Raw genomic sequence first — 23,908 nt, 5'->3', positions numbered from 1 at the left:
AAGATCATTTCATGCTTCCAACACCCACATGCCAAATACGCCGCATGAAGTCACCTTTTGCATTAGCGGAGTAATAATTGGGCGAGCGGATCTCATTATCAACCGTTTGTTGGAGATTTCAACGGTGATGGCCTTATCGATGTAGGGTTACGAAATACTAGCAATGGCACATGGTATTTTGCATTCCGAAATGCTGGATCGTTTTCATTTTCAAATACATCCAATTTTAATTGGGCAAGTGGATCTCATTACCAGCCATTTGTTGGAGATTTTAATAATGATGGGAGGACAGATATCGGCCTTAGAAATACAAGCAATGGGACCTGGCATATCGCATTCCGTAGCTCCTCTTCTTTTTGGTTTAACAATACTAAAAACTTTAATTGGGTAAGTGGATCTCATTACCAGGCTTTAACTAAAGATTTTGATGGTGACGGCTACTGTGATATTGCCCTAAGAGATCCGAATAATGGTAGATTCTATTTTCGTGAGAACAATGGGAACAATTCGTTTCCGTCACAGTATTCATATCTTTGGAATGTTGGATCACAATATCAGCCATTCTTGATTGATGCGGACGGTGATAACAAGATCGACATTGGACTGCGCGCGACGGCAGATGGGGCCATTTCCCTCAAAAATGGATATAATAATTACCAATTTAATAACGAAGAAGTTTATAGATTTTTATCGGGTGGCAATTTGAGTATTTTCGCCCATTAGTATCATCTTGATCCATTCCGTGGATATCTTTTGCAATTGTATAAGGGTAGGGTCATCTGGCGGTTCTTTAGATCATGGCTTTGATGGAGGGTGTTCGTGAAGAATATCAGTCTCAGATATTCGAGTTAAGTGATTAGGAAGATCTTTGAAGGCACATGAAAATTGTGTGACATGACGTGGCGGATACGGGTGTCCTTATGAATGTCCATGCAATATTAGATCAACTTTAAATCATTGAAAAACAGTGATTGCTCTGTTCGGAAACGTTCAAATCCCTTCTAGTCAGACATTTATGATATAGCAATATGCCAGAATCGGCTTTCGTAGGCGCGATCCCAGCGATAAGAAACCTTAAACAAGATAATCAGCAGAATGCTAAATTCGCATCTTATATTTCTTCTTGACGCAAGGCCCTCAGAGAATTTTCAATTGAGCAGAGCTATAGAGGTCTATTTTGACTTTTATTGAGAAGGTTAAAGTTATCGAATAAAGTCAGCTTCTATTTACGCGCAGTATAGGGTTCTCAATCCGCAATTAAACCAAACTTATTCTAATGAAATATATTCTAGCTATATACATGCTTACTGTCAGTTTACTTCAGGGAGCAACTCATTACATATACACTTACGAAAATGCTACTAATGAGTTCAAAAGTGTGCGATCTGGAGATACAGTTGTATTTAAAAATGGAACACACATAGTAAGTGAAAGAATAGACTTGGTAAATCTGAACAGTGTAGTAATCAAGGGAGAATCTGGATCTAAGATAAATTTAGCCAAGGGAGGGAATAAGCCTGGTGTATTTTACATTCAAGGCTGCACCTCATTGAAGATAAGTAACCTCACGATTGACGGAGGGTTTTCGCCAACGAATGCATCAAACAGTGATCAGTCTACAAAGCACAACCTGCCCTTTATTGAGATTAAAGCTAGCACCGCTACAAGAATTGAAAATAGTTTATTCAGAAACCACTGGAAACCAGCAATTGTGGCGACTCAAGCAAACGGAGCTGTTAAAAATACTACGATTCACAATTGTGATTTTTATTTTGTTGGTAATGGCCATGACGTGACAGGAAATAAATCAGACAGAAAACAGGCGATTGCATTTTCTCGCTGGAATGGAAACGTGGGTGACTCCACAGGTAATGTAGTTTCGCACTGCTATTTTGAAGACATTGGTCTGGACTGCATCAGTTTTAGTGAAATTTATGACTCAGACATTTTACACAATGTTATTCGTGGAAATGATGCAGGGTCGATCTACGTATCTAGGTGTAATGACATCAATATCGAATATAATAATGTGCGAAACGATGAGCAGGGGGGTAATGGGATCGACATCATTAATTCTTCAAATATTCTTGTTTATAAGAATACATGTTACCGTAACGGTGCTGCGGGTATTTTGATCGCTGGTGCCTCTACTAACATCAGCTTAGAATATAATAAATGTTATAACAATTTCCGTAGTAGTCTAACAGCTACCCCATCGGTCCACCGCGGTGGAATAACCATTTCGAAACAGAAGGGTAATTCCTCTACTCCATACAATGTTACCCTTTCAGGTAACAATTCATTTAACACCTCTAGTATTAGCACAACAGCTTCGCAAGAGGCAGGTGTTTATTGGTATTCTGCAGATGGCTTCTCGTTATTTAACAAAATCCTTATCTTATCGGGAAATACGATATCGAATTTCAAAAGATCCGATGGAAAGAATTGCTCTAGCTTAATTGCTTACTAACTATATCTTATTGACTTTAATTTTATAAAAAGCGTGAACGGAATTGTCGGGTTAGGTTCAGAACCTTTTAATAGTCACTGTCTAGTCCGAAACATCGCACATTTCGGAGGGTTGCTGATCCATCACTATCGTGGACCTCTTGATGAAAATAAATCTGATCAGCATAAGGCCGCATGAAAAAGTATGACACGACATGTAAATCCCTGCCAAAAGCGGGTGTCCATATGAGTGTCCATTCGGTATTGATCTGACCTTAAACTATTGAATATTAGCTAGTTGCGGACCTGTAGAGTAAGGTTCAACTCCCGCCACCTCCACCATTTTAGGCTAGTTATAGAGCTTGACTGTCAATAGGATTCAGTGGAATTTTGCGCACAAATGCCAACAAAACCAAAGCGTGCTTCTTTACCCAAACCCTCTGTTTTCAAGCATAATGGGCGCTGGGTGTGCGAATATCATAGCTTTGGTGAAGTGGCCTGACTTTACTGGACAAAGGATTCTTTAGTTTTGTTATCTATTAGTTGTTGTGGATGCAAGCATGCAAGCATCCTCCCTTGCCCCCCATGGGGGGCGCGATTTTTTCCTCGAACTGAATGGGGTTTTGATAGCTCAGCGATGAGTGCTTTCTGTAGCGATTGTAGAACAGTTCGATATATTCAAAGACATGGCTGCGGACAGCCTCTTCGTCTTTGAAAACTACCCCTCTGACGCTGGAGCTCTTGTATCGTCCATAGAAGGACTCTTGAGCTGCATTATCATAGCAGTTTCCTTGGGCACTCATACTTTGAGTGATGCCAAAGCTTGTCAGCAGACGACTGTATTCGTAGCTCGCATACGTGCTGCCACGATCGCTGTGATGTATCAGTCCTTTGAGGATATCACCTCCACCTCCGCGTGTCATCACTGCTGAGTGCAAAGCTGCGCAGATCAAAGCGCTGTTGTTCGAGGCAGACACGCTCTAACCGATGATTCTTCGACAACACAGATCCATAACTGTTGCAAGGTAGCATCAGTGCGCAGATAAGTCGTATCGGCGACCCAAGCTTGATCACAACGATCGGGTTCACCGAGTTTACGCAGTAGGTTGGGGCTATATCCAAAGTCATGATTGCTATCGGTCATCATCGGCTTGAACCGCTTGGACTACTTACCCTCGATACCCATATCACCCATAAGCCTAAGAACACGATCTCGGCCGCAGTTGAAGCCCTCTTCTTGTAGGTGATGGTATATGGGGCGGTAGCCATACCGGCCGCGAGCACGCTTATGCACGCCACGAATCGCCTCTTTGTAAACTGCATCATCTTTAGCACGTCGGCTAGTTCCCCGCCCCCGCCAAGCGTAATAGCCACCACGACTCAGCCCTAGGCACTCGCACAGCTCATGCACGCTGCAATCAGCTTCATGTTCTTGTATGAAGCGATACTGCATCAGTCGGGATTGCTGAAGTAGCCCACCGTTTTTTTTAGAATCTCGTTCATGCGCTTCTGTTTGGCTAGCTCCTTACGAAGCTGATCCAGCTCGGCTGCCATAGCCTTCGGACTACGCTCAGTGCCCGCCAACTCGCCCGAGTGCTCCTCCAAAACATCCAGGTGTTTGCTTTTCCAAGCATACAGCAACCGAGGCGGCACACCCAGTTGCTCGGAAACTTCCTGCGCGCTATTGCCATCGATTAGCAACAGCTTCACCGCCTCACTTTTAAACTCCTTGGAGTATCTCGTTCGTTGTCTCATATCGGTATCCTCTGGTTAAGAGAATCCCGTGTCCATTTTTCTCAGGCCATATCAGATTTTTAAGGGACGACTAAAGTAATCACTTAATAGTTTATGGTTTTAAGCCTTTGCGCGTTGCTTGAAGAGCAGTGGTTGCAATCGACATCCTAGCAATCTATCCAAGCTGTGGAAGATTCACAAGGATGATGGCGGTTAATTTTTTCCAAAATCCACCACATAATATTACAAAATCCACCACTCGAAATTGCAAAATACACCACTTGTCTTGATTTTAAACTCATTTTAGGTCTAAAATGAGAAATATGTATGATCGGCACATTCAAAGCGCAATTTTTGATGCATTAGCAGATACCCCTGTCCTGTTAATCAATGGCGCACGCCAGACGGGTAAAAGCACACTCTGTCAAAGAATTGTAGAACAAAGTACGTTTGACTGGCGGTTTGTTACCATGGATGACCCTGCAACGTTGTCGGCTGCAAAGAATGATCCTATGGGATTCTTGGAAGATTTAGGCTCCCATGTCATCATTGACGAAGTGCAGCGCGCCCCCGAATTGTTTCTGCCTATAAAGAAACTGGTAGATCAGGATCGTGACAATCGCCGGATCATTCTTACAGGCTCCGCTGACGTTATGATGCTCCCTGAAGTTGGGGATTCTCTGGCTGGCAGAGTTGAAATTCATAAGCTGTGGCCACTATCGCAAGACGAGCTTCATGGGGAACCTTCCAGCTTCATAAAAACGCTGACAGATCCTGATGCCTCATTTGTGGCAACTGTTACGCATTGGCCAGATATCGCCGCAAAAATGAGAATTGGCGGATACCCTGAATCGCTTTCTCGAAAAGCTGCAAACAGACGAAGACGGTGGTTCGATGATTACCTAACTGCCATTTTGCAAAAAGATATTCGTGATCTGTCCAACATTGAAGGCCTTAATGATATACCCAATATCTTAAAGCTTTTAGCTACCCGAGTGGGAAGCACGTTGAATATGGCTGAAATCTCGCGCTTATCCGGAGTGAAGAATACGACCTTAAAGCGCTACATTACCATGCTGGAGCATATTTTCATCATTGTGCCAATTCCTGCATGGACGAGAAATGCCGAAGGTGAGTTCGTTAAATCCCCCAAAATCTTTCTTAATGATACGGGATTGCTGGTAAATCTTACAGGCCGAGAGGATGACACATTTCTGGCGCAAAGGGCGCATGCTGGCCCTTATTTGGAAAATTTTGTCGTCATGGAAATCATGAAGCAACTGAGCTGGTCTGAGCAGTCTCTCAAACCTTACCATTTCAGCATGCATCGAGGTGCTGAAGTGGATCTCGTATTAGAGGATAGACTTGGTGGCCTCTATGGTATTGAAATCAAATCGGCAGCCTCCTTGCAGAAGAACGATTTCAAAGGCCTGAAACACCTAGCCGACATCGCAGGTGATAAATTTCAAAAGGGCACAGTTCTTTATTCTGGCAGTGAATGCTTGAGTGGTTTTGGCGAAAAGCTGCAAGCCGTCCCGATTAATGCGCTATGGCAATGAGCCCAGAGATAGCGCTTAATCTTTGGTGCTATACGGCGGAATTGAGCCGGTCAGGAAAAGTTGGACAGTTTTGAGCGGCTGCTAAGATAAAATGCAGCTAGTGAAAAAAAGACGTAGATTTACGCCAGAGTTCAAAAGCAAGATTGCGTTAGAGGCGCTCCGTGAGCGTGAGCCAATCCACGAGATAGCGAAGCGCTTCCCGTATGAATCTATTTTTCACGATAATGAGGCTATTGTCGTGAAGGTAGGGCTGACCCCCTAAGCGAAGAGGGTCAAAGAATCTATTGAAAACCGTTAAGTGATACTTTATGGTTTATACATGAAGTGGAAAAAGCTCAGTGATAAAAAGGCGATATTGGATAGTCATAGACCCCTTCCAGCTGCCTTGGTTGATAATCTGGAACAGTGGTTCTTGATTGAGCTGACCTATACCAGTAACGCGATTGAAGGGAACACCCTGACGCGCAAGGAAACGGCGGTCGTGGTTGAGAAAGGCCTGACCGTGAGCGGCAAATCACTGACCGAGCATCTGGAGGCAACCAATCATGCTGAAGCGTTGCGCAGTGTGATGGCCTTGGTGAATGCGAAAACACAAGACCTTACAGAGCATTCAATATTAGACATTCATAATACGATTCTCAAAGGCATAGATGATGACAGTGCTGGGCATTATCGCTCGATCCCCGTGCGGATTTCAGGCTCAGAGGTTATTTTACCTAACCACCGTAAAGTGCCTGATTTGATGGAGAATTTCATCAAGGAAATGACCTCTAAAAGGTCTTTGCATCCTGTCGAACTTGCCGCTGACGCACATTATGAACTGGTGACGATTCACCCCTTTATTGATGGCAATGGCAGAACCGCACGCTTATTGATGAACCTTATTCTGATGCAGCAAGGGTTCCCGCCAGCGCTGATCCGCAAGCGGGATCGCCTGAAATACATCAAGGCTTTGGAGCAAGCACAGCTTGGAGGCAGTAAGGATGCTTATTACAAGATCATCACAGACGCGGTTAATCGATCTTTGGACATCTATTTGAGCGCCGTATCGGAAGACCAATCTTTTGCTCAAGAGGCTGAACCTTCGGCTGACAGTCTCTTGCGTATTGGTGCGCTCGCTAAAGCAACGGGGGAGAGTAATGCCACCATTCGCTTTTGGACGAAGGAGGGCCTTCTTGAAGTGGCTGAAACCACGGAAGCGAATTACCAGCTCTACTCACCGACTATGATTGAGCGCGTTCGCCGTATTCGTCAGTTACAGAGCGAACGCTTCACAATTAAAGAGATCAAAGAGAAGGTTTGATTCAAAAGTCGGCACAGCATCCCTTATCTACGTTCGTTTTTGCTTATCATAAGGCGCGATTAAAGCTGTCATTGCATCTTTGATATTGCTAGGGAGATGGCTCCTTGTACCGACAGTCTTACGCAACTTGTCCAACACTACGGGGACCAGCTCTTTTGAACGACTGCAATATTTTCGAAATCAGTGATCGAGTTAGCGAAACTGTCGCCATCGCTTCGGAAAGGTGACTTATTAGTTGGCAGAAGATTACCGGCGCTGGTTATGAAAAAGCACGAGCGTTATACCTACTAAATAGACGCCAAAGTGCACTGGACCTCTGCGTCTGGGCAAGAAGGGCGTTGCTAAGCAAATCTTTTTAGGTATCCGATCCTATGATACGGTGGTTGATTGTCTTGAGACATTTCTTAAAACTATTCGAGATTTTTACGAGAAGGCTGAGTCGTAAGCGATATCAGGAATCCTGCAGCCATTCAGCGAAACACTTAGAGCACATTGTGTTGTTTGGCTTGTGATGGGGTTGTTCCGAAGCGTTTACGGAATGCGGTTGCCAAATGTTGGGAAGAAGAGAAACCCAGCTGATGGGCAATCTCAGTGATCGACATAGTTTCATTGCCTAACATACTCGCGGCTCTAGATAAGCGTTGCTCACTAATATAGGCTTGTGGAGACACTGCTAAGTGTTTGGTGAACAACTTATGCAGATGTGCGCGGTGCGTATTTAATTTTTCTGCGAGGGATTCAACGGTAAGAAAAGCAGAGGGTTCGCGTTTGATGAGGTCTAGAGCTCGCACCAGTGTCGTGGGATAATGGTGACATCTGGGTACGCTTGGATATGACCTTATCAATTTGACTAGAAATGTGAGGAGCATGCCTTCCATTAAATGATACGATCCAAGGCTCACGTCTCGGCATTCGTGAATGATAGCTTCATGGTAGGGAATGAGTGTCGAGGCTGCTTGCTCGATTATAGAGGGAAGCTCTGATATTTGAAATTGTAGTTCGGGAGCCTCCAATCGATTGAAATCAATTTGTATCCAGCGAAGTGTGCAAGGATGTAGTCTTTTATCTGGAGTGCCATGGAGCTCGTCCGGCTTACTGATTTGGACGGCGTTGGGGTGAATGGTATAACGCTGCTGTTCGGTGAAATAGTCGATAGATCCATCACTTATCAGGCAGATCTCAAAACAATCATGACGGTGGCCTCCAAATGCTGCGCGCGACAACAGTTGATTGGATACGCCGATGTTCCGTATGGCTGGGTGTTGGGTGTCAGGATATAAAAAAAGTTCTCGCTGAATCGGTCTCTCCATCAAACAGGAACAGAAGCCATTTTGAGGGAACGGTGCAATGTATAAAAATGTCGCCTCTACATCGCTAGGCGCACAGTGGCGTATATTTGGTAGAGTATGGCTCATGGACACGATCAAAATACCCGCATGCGTTACTGAAGATGAAAAATCCCAGTTATTGGCCGATGGTTTTATCCGCCTCAATGACGTCATTCCTCACGAAGAATTAGAGTGGTATCGCTCAATCTATGACGATTGCTTTTCCGATGATTCGAAAATCAAGCAGTTGGGGGGGAGGATGAGCAAGGCCGGGCGTCGCTTCCGCAGATTTTAAGTCCCCACCGTTCGGTAAAAGGCATTAAAGACCAGCCTTATCTAGCTCGGCTAGAAGCCATTGCGCAGTTTATTTTAGGGCCGGATGCATTCTTTAAGACCGATCATATGATTTTAAAACCGGCAGGCCATGGTGCAGCCACCCCGTGGCATCAGGATCAAGCTTATCACGCGCCTGGTCAGCACTACCGAAATATTAATTTTTGGTTACCTCTTGAAGGTGCGACAGTTGCCGGAGGTACGATGCAATATGTGAGCAAGACGCATACCGGCACTCTCCTGCCGCATCGCTATTTGATTCCTGGTGACAGGCAAAGCGCGATGGTTGCTGATAATCAAGATTTCTGGTCGGCCAATGCCACGGCGCTGGATTGTCCAGTGGGGTCGGTCTTGCTTCATCACAGCTACTGTATGCACTACGCGGGGCCAAATCTCACAGATATTCCGCGCAGAGCGTATATCGCGGTGTTTGCCGCTCCAGCCCTGCCGTTAGATGAACCGTATGTCTTGCCTTGGCAGAAGAACCCGAAGTGGCCTAACTAATTTTTTCGAAAAGATCTCTACGAGCCACGACACCTGCCGCTGGATTGTGGACTGGGTTTCATTCCCCCAAAAATTCATACTCGGATGACTCGGGTCGCACGCATGGTGTCGTTGTTTCGAAATCAGGAAATGTGCTGGTGTTTCTTCAAGGCTCGCCCGCAGTCTTAGGTTATACTGCCTCTGGGGAACTCTCGGATGCCTCGGGCGATTTTCCGGGAGCCCACGGCATAACTTTGGTGGAGGAGGCGAGTGTTGAATATTTGTGATTGCTTGATGGGACCACTCAGCGCGTAGTGAAGACCGATTTTAAGGCAGCAGACATAGTCTACAAAGACAGTAAACGCCTTTATGACGAACAGATTATCCGTACTGAGTGATACAACATAAGGTGTAAACTGATGGAGACGAATTTACGCTCAGGTCCTTTTCACGTGTTTTTTCAGGGTCTTTGGTTAGTTGACCAAATTTGCAGTAACCGGGACTTCGAGCTTAATTTCCTTGCCTCCACGGGTTACGACCATGGTGACCACTTGATCGGGCTCGAGCGAGAGCCAAAGATTATGGAACGCGAGTGTGTCGAGCATATCAACATTTTCGATTTGAACGACGCGATCGCCGACCAAGAGTCCTGCTTCAGCTGCTCTGCTGTATTCGGCGAGGCGTCTGATTTCGTATTTGCTCAAAGCCAATTCACCCGGTTCCCATTGAATACCAAATGCCGCCTTTGGAATCAGGACTAGACTGGCCTTCATCGTAAGGGCAGGAGCTTCGATGATCGCTTCGGGCCCGTATGGAGGGAAGTTCACAACGGCTGCGTCCGCTCCGTGTTGTGCGGCGAGTGGACGCAAGGCATCGGCTAAATCGGCATCGCTGAGGAAGGGATTCTCGAAGTCTGAGACAATTCCGATTGGTATGGCTTCAAATCCAGCTCCGGTTGGATCCGTGTAGACGATTACGTCAGTTGTATCCTTCTCAGGGAGTTCGTTCATCCCAGGGAATAGCTGAGCTTTGAGTTCTACGGTGGAGGGATCAAATCTTGAGCTGGACGGGGATACTCCGAGTTCCCATCTTTGAATCAATGTAGCTGCAAGTTCATCTACTTGGAATTCATTTTCGAAAACGGGATGTGGATTGTGTAGAAGGGCGAAAATTGCTGTCGCTCCTTTTCCACCCCATTGAAAAGAAGTATCACCCCCCACGTCCTCACGATCGACGCCTTCAAGTCCTTCTGAGCCCAATATAGCCATATAGGCGTAGCCACGATCAATAGCTATTTCTGCTGCTCGGAGCATGACGAAATCACTCAGCTGGCCTCGTGGAGCGTTTGCGTTGCCCCTTGAAGATACGGCCAACACATTGTGTTCGATGATTTGATCTCGATAGCCTTCACCGCTCCAGACCGAGAATTCTGAATAGGTCGTTTGGCAACCACTCAATATGAGTGAACAGGCAATACATACGACAAACAGGTTTTTATTAGGGGATTTCATCAAAAATTTAGCTGTAGTCGGAATGTGTAAGAGTGAGTTGTCTCAACATGCAATCACTTTGAACGCTGTTTTTGACTTTTTCTCTCGACCCAAGCTTGCGATCTTCTTGCGCAATTAAGCACCGAGGATTTAGCCAAGTCGCTAACTATCTTAGGAGCACGGTCGGCTCTAAGATCCAACGCAGTATCTTGTTGGTCTTTGGTCCTGGAGTAGGCAAGACTGAGGCGATCTATGACTGCCTGGACGGATTAAAAGGGTGTGTGTGGAGCGCATCACCCAGCGATTTGAACGCGGGTCAGTCTTGTATTGGCTAAATCGAGCGCCGTGTCCGAGAAGGGATCGATCAAATTTGAGAGGGGCTCAAAAATGCCCAATAAATGAGATATAGTTATCAACGAAGCGTAAACAGAAGGGATATCTGCGTCTAAGCCAGAAATTCAACACCTAAACTTCGCTCTGCTATATGCCATTCTCTCCTTTCTACGCACAAACTATCAGCCACAATGGCCTTACAATAGCCTTCTATTTGGATAAGGGCCCCGACGATAATCTGAATCAGATATACTACCGGGTTTTTGATCCCAAACCAGGCTTACCCTCGCAGGAGGACGATTGGGATGAATTGATAGAATTGGATCTGGGCGATGACTATCGGTTGGTAGGGAATAGTGCGGCGGATGCATCCGATCAGAACGTAAGTTACTATCCGTATTTATACGCGCTTTCTGAGGCAGGACAGATTTACCTATTCCGTCATATTAAATCGGGTGCTGAAACTGAGAAAATAACCGTAAACCGTTTGCGTGTTTTCAATGTTCCAACGTCACAGGGTTTGGATGATTCCTTGGATGCTGAAGCGGTGACTCAGGACCCGCTCAGTTCCGATATTGCGGATGTCCAAGTCATTCATCGCATCGAGCGCGTTTGGGAAGCGCGTTTCAAAAAAAGCGAATCGCGGACGGTTCCGAGCGGAGATGAGGATTCAATGGATTTCAAGAATGTCCTGGAAAGTCCGTTTTACGAGCCGACGCTCGTGATGACTCATTTGCCCGCGGCGGATAATGGATTCTTTGCTGTAGATATTTTCACAACGGATGATCCTGATCAGAGCATTTGGCATTTCTATCTGAATCAAGAAAACGACAAGGATGAACGAGGGGGGACGGCGCCGCACGATGAGTTGCACATTTTCTACGTGAGGCAGTCGAATGACGGTCTTTTTGATATGCCGGTTCCAGACTTAATCGGGCAATCAAGTTTGAAGCCCGAGTCTCGTATCTTTTTCAAGATGCCTGATAATGGCAGCAATCAGTGCTGCACCATGAAGTTTGGCATGACGTGTCAGCGCTACGGTTATCAGGAAAAAAATCCCGGGGATCCTTGAGCCGAATGCGAGTGAAGACAAACAGGTCAAGAGGCAGCTCCGACAGTTTATTGCATTTTGCGCAGCGCCAACTACGAACTCGGACAAGGACCGCGTGGTTTTCCTTGATTTTGCGGTGACGCGGCGTGGAAAACTTGCACAAGTCTCGCTCCAAACAGGGAGTGACGGTAAACCTAAAGTCGCACCTGCTCCGATCAATCTCGTTCCGATAACGCTCACCAATAACGGAGTTTTGAGTAATAATGGAGAGCCTGAAATTGTAAACTCACTGCGAGAGAATCCTTCCCTCACTGTGACGGCTGGATATTTTGAAAACGGTTACAATGCCGACACCCCCAACCTGATAGCCCCAAAGGCGTCCCCAGTTCTTTTGGATGGTAGCGATGGCTTATTACATTTGTATTTTAGAAACAAGGACGAGCGAATATCGGCAATTCAGTACAGTGCTACAGCCAAACAGTTCGAGTGTCACTTCGAGATCAGTGAGCAGCAGTCTATCGGTGGAGATGATAAGACATTTGAAATGGGCAAACTCGTGTTTGTTGCGAAACAGCCGACAAAGAGCGTGGGAGGCACAGCTACCCCTGTAATTGAGTTCGCATACGCAGGGTCTACAGATGCTTTTGGGCTGCCGGGTCTGCAGCAAATCGGTTGGCGTGATAAGGCAGATACTGTGAGTGGTCTTTATATAGCGAGAATTCGCGATATGAAAAACACCCCAGCTTACTGGTATGGTTTGCCGCGATATTTGCCAAACCTCGTGAAGAGCATCAACGGGCTGTCGAAAAGTGACCCGACGGATGATCAATATTATCTTTCGGAGCAGGCATCTTACTTTGATGGAAGCAACGAGCGCTTTCAGTTATTGGTTCCAGAATATATTGATCCATCGAAGGGCGCTTCGTCGCGTAAAACCTTACTCCTGTCGCCCAAAGCGAAAAAGGAATTTATCAACGTCGCCGAAACCAGTGTGCTACTCGAATCTTCAAGTGCAGCATGTAATCCGTATGCAACGGGTAGATTGACCCTTACAAGTACCTACACGCCTTGGTTCGCCGGGAGTTTTGTCAAAAATGAACAGATAAAGTATACTCAAGATGCAAGTGAGTCTGTTGACTATATTGGGATGGATTTCGATCCATTAGGACACTTGATTTGGGCATATGCTGGGTCTTTGTTTCGCAAGTCGAGCGAGACTGGAGAAGTGAGTGAGACAACGATTAAAACGGATTACACCATTAGTTCTTTTGTTATGAGCAAAGGGGGGAGCGGAACGGTATGGTTGGGAGCGAACAAGGCCGGTTCTGATGGGCGTCTTTACCAATTTGGAAATGATCCGCAATACGGGAGTATTGTAGTGGAGCGCAATCAGATGAACGTTCCAGATGGAATCGGTGATATCACAGCACTCGCTTTTGATGAACGCACTCAGACTCTGTGGGTGGCCTCAAAGAAGGATCAAGTTGCTGCCTTAAGGAAATATTTGATACGCGATGGTCTGAGTTCTCCGGGAGAGTCGGTTGCGGATCCCGAGTTGGCATCTATTGATGCAATGGCAGTGGATGACAATAGTATGCTCTGCATAGCTGGTCTAGACTCAGATGGCGCGGGATACGCGAAACTATTCAATATGAGTTCAGAACAATTTTGCAGCGCGACTACAATTGATATTCCTAATGAGGGGAGTGGTGACGGCGATGGCGATGGTGGCGGTGACAGTGATGGCGTGGATTGTGCCATTGGTGCTGGAGCGATGATATCGTCTGCTTTGGGTATCTTCTATATTGGTCTGAAGAATCAGATACAGATGATCAGTTTTATAGATCCTGAAGCTAATTCCGTGTTACCTATTCCAGGTTTGGCAGAAGGCGCCGCTTGCATTGTTCAAGCCCTTCAAATGGATGAGGATTCGGGACAGCTTTGGTTTGTAGCTGGTAGCTCGTCTGCAGATAGTCAACTGTATGTGCTCGAGCAAGATACAGTAAAATCGGTGGATACTTATCTAGACGACGATACGGTAAGTAATCCTCTGAATAATACGTTTTCCAAGGCCTTGGCTCTTCATGAAAATGGAGGGCTCTGGGTCATGAATACGAGTGGAAACTCTATAAACGCATACCGATTCTCGAAGGACATGTATGGGAAGTTCCAAGAGGTCTGGGATAATATCCCTATGAATGCGCGCGCTTTCACGCGCGTTCTCTCCGGGAAAAGCGCTGAGCCCGGTAAGCTGAGTCTCGATTACGACTACACGCAAAGTAGCATCAAGAGAATTAATGAGGCTGGCACTCCCGTCTCTATGAAAAATCACCTAGGGATCACTGGGAACGAGACCGGGCTGGATCAAGGATCAGTCTTGTTTTCGGTGATACCCATAGATGCTGAAGGCTTTCTACAAGCAGGCACATACGATCAAACACACGGGTATTATAAATCTCAGTCTCCATACTACTGTTATGGGGCGTGTCGTGATTATACGGCGCATCTAGGGCAGGTGAGTGAGGATGCTTATAATGTTGATTTAACTCCAGATGTGGACGGTGACAGACATGGACCGGCCTTCAAAGTAAGCCAGACGGACGGGCAAGCACCTAAATTTTTGCCAGGGCCCAAGGATATTCATAGTATAAGATTTTCGGATACATCAACGGCAGGCCACTCCTATGCAACGAGTGTCGATGCTGTCGTCTCAGATGATGACTTTCCGGTAGGTGAAGATCTTACCATGGAAATGTGGCTGAAGCCTGACGATTCCTCCGAACCCTATGCAAATCTTTTGTCGCGGGGGAATATTGTGACGTCCGCGGACAAAAGAATCGCCTATGGACTCCAGCCGGGAGTCATGGGGCTTGGATTCGGAATGCGGAAAACACTTAATGACGACCCATTCTTGAGTTATGTGGTGCTACCGAGTTTTTCTCTCCCTGAGACCTTTACCATGGAATTTTGGGCACGTCTGAAAGAAACGGCAGAAGGGAGTAACAAGCGTACGATAATCGGCCTGGCCGGTATCGAGAATGATAATAAACAACGGTTTGTCCTTACCTGGCAATATTATAACAATTTCAGGGTTATTCTTTACGGGAAAGAACACGACTTCAATTTCAATGAAGTCATTAAGAGTTCTGACGACCTGATAGGGTATGATTACCGTTACAGAGTTTCAGTGAAGCCGAAAGCTGGTGATTCGAAGAAAGCAATAGTGACTTGCACAATTACTCGAGACGGCGCTCATGCGGACGATCCAGATCGCCCTGCTTCGCAGACGCCTCCCGATAAAGAATTCAGCCTCAGTAATCAATATACCGGCGTGACTCCGTATTATTCCGATGATGGCTCCTCCGAATTCGATCTCAGGGATCATCGGCGACAGGTTTGGCGTCTCGGCATGGACTATCACAATGAGCAGATTGATGATAACTTTATTGGTATTCTGCAGGAATTTCGAATCTGGTCTGGTTTACGTTTGGACGATTTAGATGAGAATAAAGATTTGGAATATGATACCGAACTCCTCAATGGAAATGGGTCTGGCTTGATCGCTTATTATCCGTTGTTTGATGGGCCGGGAGCCAAGCGTATTTATGATGCGTCTGGAAATGGGTATCACGGATTACCCCAGGGACCTGCTGATAAGAAAACTAACAAGGTCAACGTGTATGATTTCGGGGCTGGCTTTGTGTGGACTACGCCTTTGGTTCGATCAAAAGGAACTAGTGATAGTCATAGTCTATATGCTGGTAGTATAGATGCTCCCGGATTTGGCCATGCTCCCATCCTACGTAAGCCTTTCGGTGACTGGAGCCACTTGTCAGCTGTGTGTAAGATGGGCTATCAGTTAGATTTAGGGGCTGGTTCGGAGACCTACATAAACTTCGGCAACCATAGTTCCCTCAACCCGCGAGACAGCATCACGCTGTCGGCGACGGTGCAGGTGAATCTTTCGGAAGTCAGTGATCGGGAAGTCATCGTCAGTAAAATGGGAGATGAACAACAAGGTAGAAGTTACGAATTGTATATCACTCCAGATGGTCGCTTCGGGGCGAAAGTCTACACTCGCTTGGCGGGCACTGCGCCTTCGGACCCGATTCAGGTAGAGACCGAAGATCAGATTCCTTCAAATCAAGATGTAAACCTCGTTGCAACCCTATGGACAGACTCGGAAATTACAGCCGATAGAAAAACCATTTATTCTAAGGTGAGATGGGAGATGGTTCTCTATGTGAATGGAAACGTAAAGAATAGTTCATTAATTAATCGCTCGGTGGGCGGATCCGTAATTCCATCGATAATTCCGTCGTCCGCGAATTTGATTGGAGGTGCGTATTATAATGCCATTACAGAAAAAGCGGAAGATGTCTTCTCGGGTAAAATCTTAGACTTAGCCTATTGGGATCGTGGGTTGAGTCACATGGAGATCGAAAATCTAGCTTATTTTGAGGACTTCGCGGAGGAAGGGCTCGTTTCTCGTTGGCGGTTTAACGAAGGTAACGGGGACGCCGTGCACGATTCAGTCTCTAATAATGAGGGCAGTATTATTCGCGGTGGCATTGATGAGGAGGTCGACTTCTGGTCGAGTTGTCCGCAGAAATCTGAGTGGCAGTTTTATGTAAATGGAGAGGCCATTCGAACTACGAAGATGGATACTCGTGTGGCGGGTGCGACCAACTATGGGAGTGTCAATTCTTTCAACCCGTGGATTGATGATAAGCTCCATGTGGGAGATATAAGATTAGATGAAAAGCTGGGAAAAAAGCTGGTTGGTAATGTGGATGAGATCAGGCTCTGGTCGACCGCACGAACCCAGGAAGAACTCTATACCTATGCTCAAAAACCCCTAAACATAAGTAATCTGCCTGAATCCCTGATCGTCTATTGGAATTTTGATGGGACTCCTGGCTTGCAACCCTCGGACGGAATATACGAGGTCCCAGATACTGGAGAGTGGTATATTCGAAATTGGGCGAGCGAAGATGCAAAGGACGCGGACGAAGATACAATAGAAGCGAGCGAAGATGCAAAGGACGCGGACGAAGATACAATAGACGCGCGTAAAGATGCAATGGACGGACGTATTGCTGGAGATCTATCGTCAGGAAGTCCAGGCGTATTGGAGCTGAGCGGCCCTGCCTCTCCAGAGTCTCCCGATTGTATTATGGCACTGGGTACGCAGTCTTTGGATCAGCTCACGTATCCTCTACCGAAGACAGCAATATCGCCCTTGGTCTATGAATACGGCGATCTAGTTCTTGGTGGTGACTTGAGTGTGAGTAAGGGCTTGATGAAACGTGGATATTTAGCGTTTCCGAACGAGCACCCTCTAGGCAAAGGAAATAATATAGTAGTTGGAGATCTAGAGGTGATATATGTCGGACAGGCTCAGATGAATCCTACATTAATCGGATATATTGAGGGGCCCCCACCGTTACCGAGTGAAAATTTAACGGTTATGGAGCGGACTCCTCGACCGGATGACTATACGGGTACTGCTTCTATTGAACTCTCTGAGTCTAAGAATGTAGACTATTCTTTTAGTGCGAATCGTGACTCTGGATTTACCCTTGATTTCTCCGGGAAAATTGGAGAAGCCACTAAAAGTGAGATCAGTGTCATCAAGTTTTTCATTGAAAAAGAGTTACATGATCATGACGCAGGCCATGGAATAAAGGCGAGTCTAAGCCATGTATTATCCACTCAGAACTCCGCGAGTAAATCGGCGAACTTTAATCAGAGCCAAAGTACGTATTTGGAAAACGTAGGAGCCTATGAAGATGTCGACGCGGACGGAAATGGCTCGGTCCCGTATGTAGGGCGTCGATATGTTCCGAGTAATGTCGGATCTGCACTCGTTAAATCTGCGACGGGTAACTTATACGGCTTACGACTCAAGGATACGGGAGCCTTAGTGAGTTATGAACTCGTTCCCAATCCTGATATTCCAGTTGATTGGAACATTATCGTCTTTCCGATCAATCCGGATTACACGAAGAACGGTACTCTCGACGGAATGATAGGCTTCACGCCGGATCCGAACTATCCGGGTGCGCGTATCGGGAATTTAGGGAGTTATTTTAAGCCCAAAGAAGCCTACCAATTGAAGCGTGAAATTGAGCGCGAGACGAAGTCCTTTCAAGCAGCCTATGAACAGTACGACGCTGTAAAAGTAGGGCAACGTATGGCGAATGGTGGGGTGGCTCATTACCAGGAAGGCGACCCAGGAGATACCGGGCAAAAAATCAGCGAGAGTTTGCCAGATAGCAAAGAACTTGGCTATGACTTCGACCAATCTTTAGCGAGGAAGAGCTTAGTGAATACCTATGTCTGGACTGCGGACGGTGGACTTTTTGCAGAGGAAGAGCAATATCACGCGAGCCGCGTCGAATCGTTTGGAGGTGGATATAGCCTGAGGGGAAGTGCAGGTTATTATTTTGCAATAGATGTTGCCTCCGGATCGGTCGGTGCTGAGGTAGGCTTCGATCTTCTCTTCGGGGGGATACCTGAATGTCAATGTGAGCAAATCTCATGGAAGCTCAGTCACCTTCGGTATTAAGTCCAAAGTTGAGGGTGAAGGTTTTATTAATCAACGGATGACTACGGCTGAGATTGGGGATAAGAAATGGAATGAAGTCTACCCATATACCTCGAAGCTTCAGCCCGGGAAAGTGCGTGGCTACCGTTTTCTATCCTACTACCTGTCGCCAAAATCTGAATACTTTGACGACTTCTTCAATTCGGTGGTCGACCCAGATTGGTTGCGGTTTAGTAATGATCCTGATGCCGCTGCTCTTCGAAACGCGCAACCGCATAGTGTTGGGGTCTGGAGGATGCTACACCGAGTGACTTATGTCTCCCGAGTGCTCCCAGACATCGACGATAAGGATTTTTGGAGCCAGGTGATACCTTCCAAAGAACTTTGGTATCCCGATGCTACTTCAGTGGAAGAGAATGACTGGATAATTTACGCGGTAGAGAACAAGACAAGTCCTACGGTAAATCCTTTGAGCCCAGATTTGGTTTCCATTGGGTATGCCGTGGATAGCTATATTGCTACTTACTTGGAGCCAAAGATGCCTGGATCATTGTCTGACACGGAGAAAGAGGTCTTGCGTGCACGTTTGGTGTTCTTCCTCCAGCGATACTACGGCGTCGAAAGAGAGAAGTTTTCGCGATCGTGATGGCGATTGAAGACTCGTTTGGTTTGGGATCAGTGGCCCTAGTGAGATAGCCAGCCCTGTGCGACTGCGTCATTAATCAGTCCCTGGGCGAATTCCCAAAGCTTCGGTGATCCTTCAGCGATTTTACTATTCACCTCAATAACCTGATCGTAAACAACCCCATGTTTCTTCCAAGCTGCTCCCTCATTGAAGTAGTTATGGAGCAGTGGCATGAGGCGATCGATCGAGCGGGCGAATATGGCTTCAGGGGTTTTTCCGTGCTCAAACTCCTGCCAGAGCGCTTTAAAGTGCTGGGCCTGATCATCGGGGAGCAGGCCAAAAATGCGTTCACATGCGGCCTCTTCGTCATCCGTTTTATTGGCCTGACCCTCTGAGTCGTAGATGAAGACATCGCCCGCGTCGATTTCTACTATATCGTGTATGAGTAAAAGTTTAACGGTATGCTGAGTATTAAGTTCCTCTGGGCAATACTCGGTCATGATCATTGCCAAGAGTGCAATATGCCAACTGTGCTCAGCTGAGTTCTCGTAACGTTCACGACTCAGCAGAAGCGATCGACGGGTGACTCCTTTGAGAGCATCGATCTCTTTGATAAAGGCGATTTGCTGCCTGAGACGTTCCGAAGAATAGAGCCGCATTTGGAAGATCTATCTAAAACCAGTGTTGTCTCAACTGATTTGCCCATAAAGTCATGCGAACGACTCACTCCCAATCCATCAAATCCTTCAGTCTTTCTTTGCGGAAATTGTTCAGTTCGGTCCGGATTTCGGCGGCCGTATCCATATCCATCGCCTTTTTCGCGAGTGCGAGTGTGTCATCGAAGTGTATGGTCCGGACGAGGTATTTGACCTCAGGCAATAAAGCGGGGGTGATGCTCAGCTCATCGATACCCAAGCCCATCAATAATCCTGTGTATAGCGGATCACTAGCCATTTCACCACATACTGACACGTTCAGGTTCCGCTTTTTAGCGTTGTCAACAATGGTCCGGATCGTGCGGAGAACAGCCGGATGACTGGGCTGGTAGAGATGGGCGATCTGATCATTTAAACGATCTGCTGCCATTAGGTATTGAATCAGGTCGTTGGTCCCGATGCTAAAAAAGGAGCAGTGCTCTGCCAGGATATCTGTGGTGTAAGCGGCACTGGGAATTTCGATCATTGTGCCAACAGGAAGATCTTTGCTGTGGGCTTCACCGCGTTTTTCTAGGTCTTGTTTCGCATCTTCCAGGAGTTCGTTGGCTCTCTTGAGCTCTTCGATTCCACTGATCATGGGATACATGATCCGCACCCGACCATGAGCGCTCGCTCTCAAGATCGCACGGAGTTGTTCTTTAAAGAGATTGGTATATTGCAGGCAAAAGCGAATCGCTCGGAAGCCCATAAATGGGTTTTCTTCATGGATGTGATGGATGCCGACACCATGCTTGAGGCTTTTATCACCACCGAGATCCAGGGTGCGGATCGTGACCATGCGGCCCTGGGCGCCCTCGACTACAGCTCGGTAATCCTGGTATTGTTCTTCTTCGCTGGGAAAGCTGTTGGACTTGAGGAAAATACCCTCGGTTCGGAACAAGCCAATACCCCGTGCCCCGTTGCGGTTCACCAGGTCGATGTCCTGGGCACTCTCTACATTTGCACTAAGGATGAACTCGCGACCGTCGGCTGTCTGAGAAGGGAGCGGAATCGTCTTCGAGAAAGTATCTACGATGCTCTTTCGTTTGTCCTTGAGCTTACCGTATTTGAACAGGGTTTCCGCAGTTGGGTGGATGATGACGATGCCATCGTAGCCATCGATGATGACATCATCACCTGGATCGATCTGATCGGTAGCATCATGCAGGCCCACGACAGCTGGTATTCCCAAAGATCGTGCCATGATCACTGAATGACTCGTGTGCCCGCCTTTATCTGTGATGAGACCCAATACTCGGCCCTGGTCCAAGTTGGCCGTATCAGAAGGGGTGATGTCTTCAGCGACGAAGATTCGATCTTCGCTGAATGTGATCATCGTGTCGAAGGCTTGGCCCAGTAAAGTGTGCAACAAACGACGCGCGACGTCGCGGATGTCCGAAGCGCGTTCCTTTAGATAATCATCGTCGATGCTGTCAAAGAAGTCGATGTAGCGCTGAGCGACAGCTTGAAAACAGTGTTCGATGTTGAATCCGGTGTCTCGAAGCTCTCTGATCGTTTCGTCGATGAGCGCTTTGTCTTCGAGGACAAGTTGATGAGCATCAAATATTTGTGCTTCTGCCTCTCCCAGGTTATCCGCGATTTCAACGCGAATTTTTTGAATTTCTTTCCGCGTGGCGATTAAGGCTTTTTCAAAACGATCAATCTCATGATCAAACTGATCTGTCTCGATGGTATATGCCGGAACATCGAGCTCGGAATGCAGGAAAACAAATGCGGGCCCGTGGGCAACACCGGGCGATGCGGGTATGCCAGTTAGGGTCCTTTCTTCCTGTGGGTTCTCAGACATTTAGGTGATTGATATCGGATCGGATACTATGGAAATTTTCGTTGGGGTTTTATGCAAGTGTCGTTTGGGCGATGATCGCGTTCTCTCCGAAAGCCGCTTTAATGACGGCTTCGACGGAGTTTCGTTCAATTGTTTTGGGGATTGTGCAGAAACAAGCTGAACCGCTTCCACTGAGGAGTGGATGGACACCCAGTCGCCTGAGTGAAGAGAATAATGGAGCGTAGATCCGATATTTTTCAAAAATCGGAGTTTCGAAGTCATTGTGTCCGCCGGTGTGAAATAGATACTCAGCGTTTAGTTCGATGAGGCGCGCAGCAGCTTCAGCTTCTTTGGTAGGTGTATGTGCATTCGATTGAGCTAACTTTTGGTAGGCCCAGGGTGTCTCAATGGCAAAAGATGGTTTAAAGATGATGACTGCTTGATCATGAAGGCAGCTCTTAAGCTGCTCTCCAGCCGGTTCAAGGAGTTCACCGCGACCTCGCATCCAGCAGGGCCCTGGGCTCAAAAACAAGGGACAATCTGAACCGAGCTGGGCAGCAATTTTTCTCAATTCCTCTTCTTCAAGAGGCTCCTGAGTCATCCAATTCAATATGCGCAATGTCGTAGCTGCGTTACTAGAACCACCACCAAGACCAGCGCCCATGGGAATTTTCTTGGCGACATGGGCTGATACCGAAGGTAATTCGGGGAAGGCTAAGCGAAACGCGCGGATTGCCTTAAGAATGAGATTGCTCGAGTCGACTGGACAATCTGGATGAGAGGTAGATAGCACGTCCGCGTCGCCTTGGAAGCGCAGGGAAATATGATCTCCGAATCCGAGTTGTGCTACAAGAGAAAGCAACTCGTGAAAGCCATCATCTCTTTTGCCAGTGACCGCAAGATAGAGATTTATTTTGGCCGGCGACAGACCGGACCACTCAGTTGTCCAATTGGATTTCAAGAAAAGCAGAGAAGGTCCTCTTTGCGAAAGTGCAAACGATATCCACAGGCTGCATGGATTCCTCTCATAGCAATCACTACTAGAGCTTATCAGTGTTGCGAACTACGCGGCTATCTCCCTTGCATTTGCGAAGACCCCACATACGTTTCCGAAAATGACACTACCGGCGGCAGCAGCTCAGGCCATTCCGAAAGGGGCTCAAAAGTTAGGTTTCGACCAGCTCTACGCTCCTATCGCTCCGGCGATGGAGACATTGTCTAGACTGCTCGAATCTCAAAAAGATGATTTTGAGCCGGAGATCCGGGAGTTAGTTACCTACACGCTTGCAAATAGTGGAAAGCGGCTGCGCCCGATATTACTGTTCTACACGGGAATGTCGCACGAGGGGCAGATTAGCGGGGAGCTTGTGAAAGCAGCGGCTGTGGTAGAAATGGTCCACGTTGCAACCTTGGTACATGATGATGTCCTCGATAGCGCTGAACTACGGCACCGAAAGGCAACTGTAGCCCAAAAAAACGGTAATGCTGTGGCGGTGCTTTTGGGTGATACGCTCTTTGCTCATGCATTGAAACTTGCATCAGAATTCTCATCCGTTGCGGTGTGTCGCTTAGTTGCTTCTGCTACACAGCAAGTATGCTCGGGTGAGATCAGCCAAACCCTACAGCGTGGCAATCCTGAGATCAGTCGAGCGGGCTATTATCGTATCATCGAATTGAAAACCGCTGAACTCTTCCGAGCTGCATGTGCTCTGGGAGCGGAGCTCGGTGGGTATGGAGACCTCGACGTTCGAGCCGCATCGGATTTTGGGAAACACCTGGGTGTAGCTTATCAAATCTTTGATGATTTTGCTGATCTCTTCGGGCAAGAGTCCAAAATTGGCAAAACCCTGGGCACGGACCTCAGTAGCGGTAAGGTGACTCTGCCGATGATCCTGCTCAAAGAGCAACTTTCAGACGAACGCTTTGTCAGTCTTTTCGATAATGCGCGTAGAGGTGTCGATAGCGCCCAGTCTGAATTTCTTGACGCGTTGCGATGCGACGCGGTCATGACGGGCGTCATCGAGGAGTTCGAAGCTCACATCCTTTCAGCGAAGATAGCTCTCAATCGCTACGACGGACGTTACGCCAGTGATTATCTGAATCTTATCTGTGATTTGGTAACCACCCAAGTCCAGAGCATGGTGGAATAGAGTCCAGGGTCTAATTGAGGGAATGGACAATTCTTCGGGC

General features: G+C 47.0%; 18 protein-coding genes and 1 pseudogene. 11 read left to right on the top strand and 8 right to left on the bottom strand.

Going from position 1 to position 23,908, the window contains the following annotated elements; all coding sequences use genetic code 11:
- Positions 1 to 114 precede the first annotated feature (114 nt).
- The 3 genes and pseudogenes from HRU10_07490 (at position 115) to HRU10_07480 (ending at position 2,470) form a co-directional block, all read left to right on the top strand.
- Positions 115 to 297, top strand: a pseudogene (locus HRU10_07490) (VCBS repeat-containing protein).
- Complete coding sequence (locus tag HRU10_07485; protein NRA27074.1) at positions 295 to 723, top strand: VCBS repeat-containing protein; 429 nt, start codon at positions 295 to 297, stop codon at positions 721 to 723. The pseudogene HRU10_07490 and the gene HRU10_07485 overlap by 3 nt, the downstream one beginning before the upstream one ends.
- A 553-nt stretch (positions 724 to 1,276) precedes the next feature.
- Positions 1,277 to 2,470, top strand: a complete 1,194-nt coding sequence (locus HRU10_07480; GenBank protein NRA27073.1) for a right-handed parallel beta-helix repeat-containing protein — start codon at positions 1,277 to 1,279, stop codon at positions 2,468 to 2,470.
- Positions 2,471 to 2,987: 517 nt separating this feature from the next.
- On the opposite strand, the gene HRU10_07475 is transcribed toward HRU10_07480, so the two are convergent.
- The 3 genes from HRU10_07475 to HRU10_07465 all read right to left on the bottom strand — a co-directional run bounded on the left by HRU10_07475 (position 2,988) and on the right by HRU10_07465 (position 4,203).
- On the bottom strand, positions 2,988 to 3,425 hold the full coding sequence (locus HRU10_07475; GenBank protein NRA27072.1) for a DDE-type integrase/transposase/recombinase: 438 nt from the start codon (positions 3,423 to 3,425) through the stop codon (positions 2,988 to 2,990).
- Between the two features lie 188 nt (positions 3,426 to 3,613).
- On the bottom strand, positions 3,614 to 3,859 hold the full coding sequence (locus HRU10_07470; protein NRA27071.1) for an IS3 family transposase: 246 nt from the start codon (positions 3,857 to 3,859) through the stop codon (positions 3,614 to 3,616).
- Positions 3,860 to 3,900: 41 nt separating this feature from the next.
- The gene (locus HRU10_07465; GenBank protein NRA27070.1) at positions 3,901 to 4,203 is read right to left on the bottom strand and encodes a transposase; all 303 of its coding nucleotides are present in this window, start codon (positions 4,201 to 4,203) and stop codon (positions 3,901 to 3,903) included.
- A gap of 302 nt (positions 4,204 to 4,505) precedes the next feature.
- Here HRU10_07465 and HRU10_07460 point away from each other — a divergent pair, with 302 nt between their 5' ends.
- Complete coding sequence (locus HRU10_07460; GenBank protein NRA27069.1) at positions 4,506 to 5,741, top strand: ATP-binding protein; 1,236 nt, start codon at positions 4,506 to 4,508, stop codon at positions 5,739 to 5,741.
- Positions 5,742 to 6,060: 319 nt separating this feature from the next.
- The gene (locus HRU10_07455) at positions 6,061 to 7,044 is read left to right on the top strand and encodes a Fic family protein (GenBank protein ID NRA27068.1); all 984 of its coding nucleotides are present in this window, start codon (positions 6,061 to 6,063) and stop codon (positions 7,042 to 7,044) included.
- A gap of 482 nt (positions 7,045 to 7,526) precedes the next feature.
- On the opposite strand, the gene HRU10_07450 is transcribed toward HRU10_07455, so the two are convergent.
- Positions 7,527 to 8,459, bottom strand: coding sequence for an AraC family transcriptional regulator (locus HRU10_07450; GenBank protein ID NRA27067.1), 933 nt, complete (start codon positions 8,457 to 8,459; stop codon positions 7,527 to 7,529).
- Between HRU10_07450 and HRU10_07445 the strand changes: the two genes are divergently transcribed.
- Both HRU10_07445 and HRU10_07440 read left to right on the top strand, forming a co-directional pair.
- The gene (locus HRU10_07445) at positions 8,458 to 8,667 is read left to right on the top strand and encodes a hypothetical protein (protein ID NRA27066.1); all 210 of its coding nucleotides are present in this window, start codon (positions 8,458 to 8,460) and stop codon (positions 8,665 to 8,667) included. The genes HRU10_07450 and HRU10_07445 overlap by 2 nt on opposite strands.
- Positions 8,661 to 9,209 carry a phytanoyl-CoA dioxygenase family protein gene (locus HRU10_07440; protein NRA27065.1) on the top strand — a complete coding sequence of 183 codons (549 nt, stop codon included), beginning with the start codon at positions 8,661 to 8,663 and terminating at the stop codon, positions 9,207 to 9,209. The genes HRU10_07445 and HRU10_07440 overlap by 7 nt, the downstream gene beginning before the upstream one ends.
- A gap of 452 nt (positions 9,210 to 9,661) precedes the next feature.
- Here the strand turns inward: HRU10_07440 and HRU10_07435 are convergent, their stop codons facing one another.
- Positions 9,662 to 10,699: a PDZ domain-containing protein gene (locus tag HRU10_07435; GenBank protein NRA27064.1), complete on the bottom strand. Its 1,038-nt coding sequence runs from the start codon at positions 10,697 to 10,699 to the stop codon at positions 9,662 to 9,664.
- A 463-nt stretch (positions 10,700 to 11,162) separates the two neighbouring features.
- On the opposite strand from HRU10_07435, the gene HRU10_07430 reads away from it, so the two are divergent.
- The 3 genes from HRU10_07430 (at position 11,163) to HRU10_07420 (ending at position 19,258) form a co-directional block, all read left to right on the top strand.
- Positions 11,163 to 12,083, top strand: coding sequence for a hypothetical protein (locus tag HRU10_07430; protein ID NRA27063.1), 921 nt, complete (start codon positions 11,163 to 11,165; stop codon positions 12,081 to 12,083).
- 94 nt (positions 12,084 to 12,177) lie between these two features.
- The gene (locus HRU10_07425; GenBank protein ID NRA27062.1) at positions 12,178 to 18,633 is read left to right on the top strand and encodes a hypothetical protein; all 6,456 of its coding nucleotides are present in this window, start codon (positions 12,178 to 12,180) and stop codon (positions 18,631 to 18,633) included.
- The gene (locus tag HRU10_07420; protein NRA27061.1) at positions 18,593 to 19,258 is read left to right on the top strand and encodes a hypothetical protein; all 666 of its coding nucleotides are present in this window, start codon (positions 18,593 to 18,595) and stop codon (positions 19,256 to 19,258) included. Before HRU10_07425 ends, HRU10_07420 begins: the two co-directional genes overlap by 41 nt.
- Before the next feature lie 38 nt (positions 19,259 to 19,296).
- Here HRU10_07420 and HRU10_07415 read toward each other — a convergent pair whose 3' ends face one another.
- From HRU10_07415 to ispE, 3 genes are all read right to left on the bottom strand, one after another.
- Complete coding sequence (locus HRU10_07415; protein ID NRA27060.1) at positions 19,297 to 19,896, bottom strand: HD domain-containing protein; 600 nt, start codon at positions 19,894 to 19,896, stop codon at positions 19,297 to 19,299.
- Positions 19,897 to 19,960: 64 nt separating this feature from the next.
- Positions 19,961 to 21,739 carry a phosphoenolpyruvate--protein phosphotransferase gene (ptsP, locus tag HRU10_07410; protein ID NRA27059.1) on the bottom strand — a complete coding sequence of 593 codons (1,779 nt, stop codon included), beginning with the start codon at positions 21,737 to 21,739 and terminating at the stop codon, positions 19,961 to 19,963.
- Between the two features lie 49 nt (positions 21,740 to 21,788).
- The gene (gene ispE / locus HRU10_07405; protein NRA27058.1) at positions 21,789 to 22,679 is read right to left on the bottom strand and encodes a 4-(cytidine 5'-diphospho)-2-C-methyl-D-erythritol kinase; all 891 of its coding nucleotides are present in this window, start codon (positions 22,677 to 22,679) and stop codon (positions 21,789 to 21,791) included.
- 154 nt (positions 22,680 to 22,833) lie between these two features.
- Here ispE and HRU10_07400 point away from each other — a divergent pair, with 154 nt between their 5' ends.
- Positions 22,834 to 23,868: a polyprenyl synthetase family protein gene (locus tag HRU10_07400; GenBank protein NRA27057.1), complete on the top strand. Its 1,035-nt coding sequence runs from the start codon at positions 22,834 to 22,836 to the stop codon at positions 23,866 to 23,868.
- The last annotated feature ends 40 nt before the right edge of the window (positions 23,869 to 23,908 follow it).

It is taken from the genome of Opitutales bacterium, assembly GCA_013215165.1.
GTDB lineage: Bacteria > Verrucomicrobiota > Verrucomicrobiia > Opitutales > JABSRG01 > JABSRG01.
This window is presented reverse-complemented; position numbering and strand designations above follow the sequence as displayed.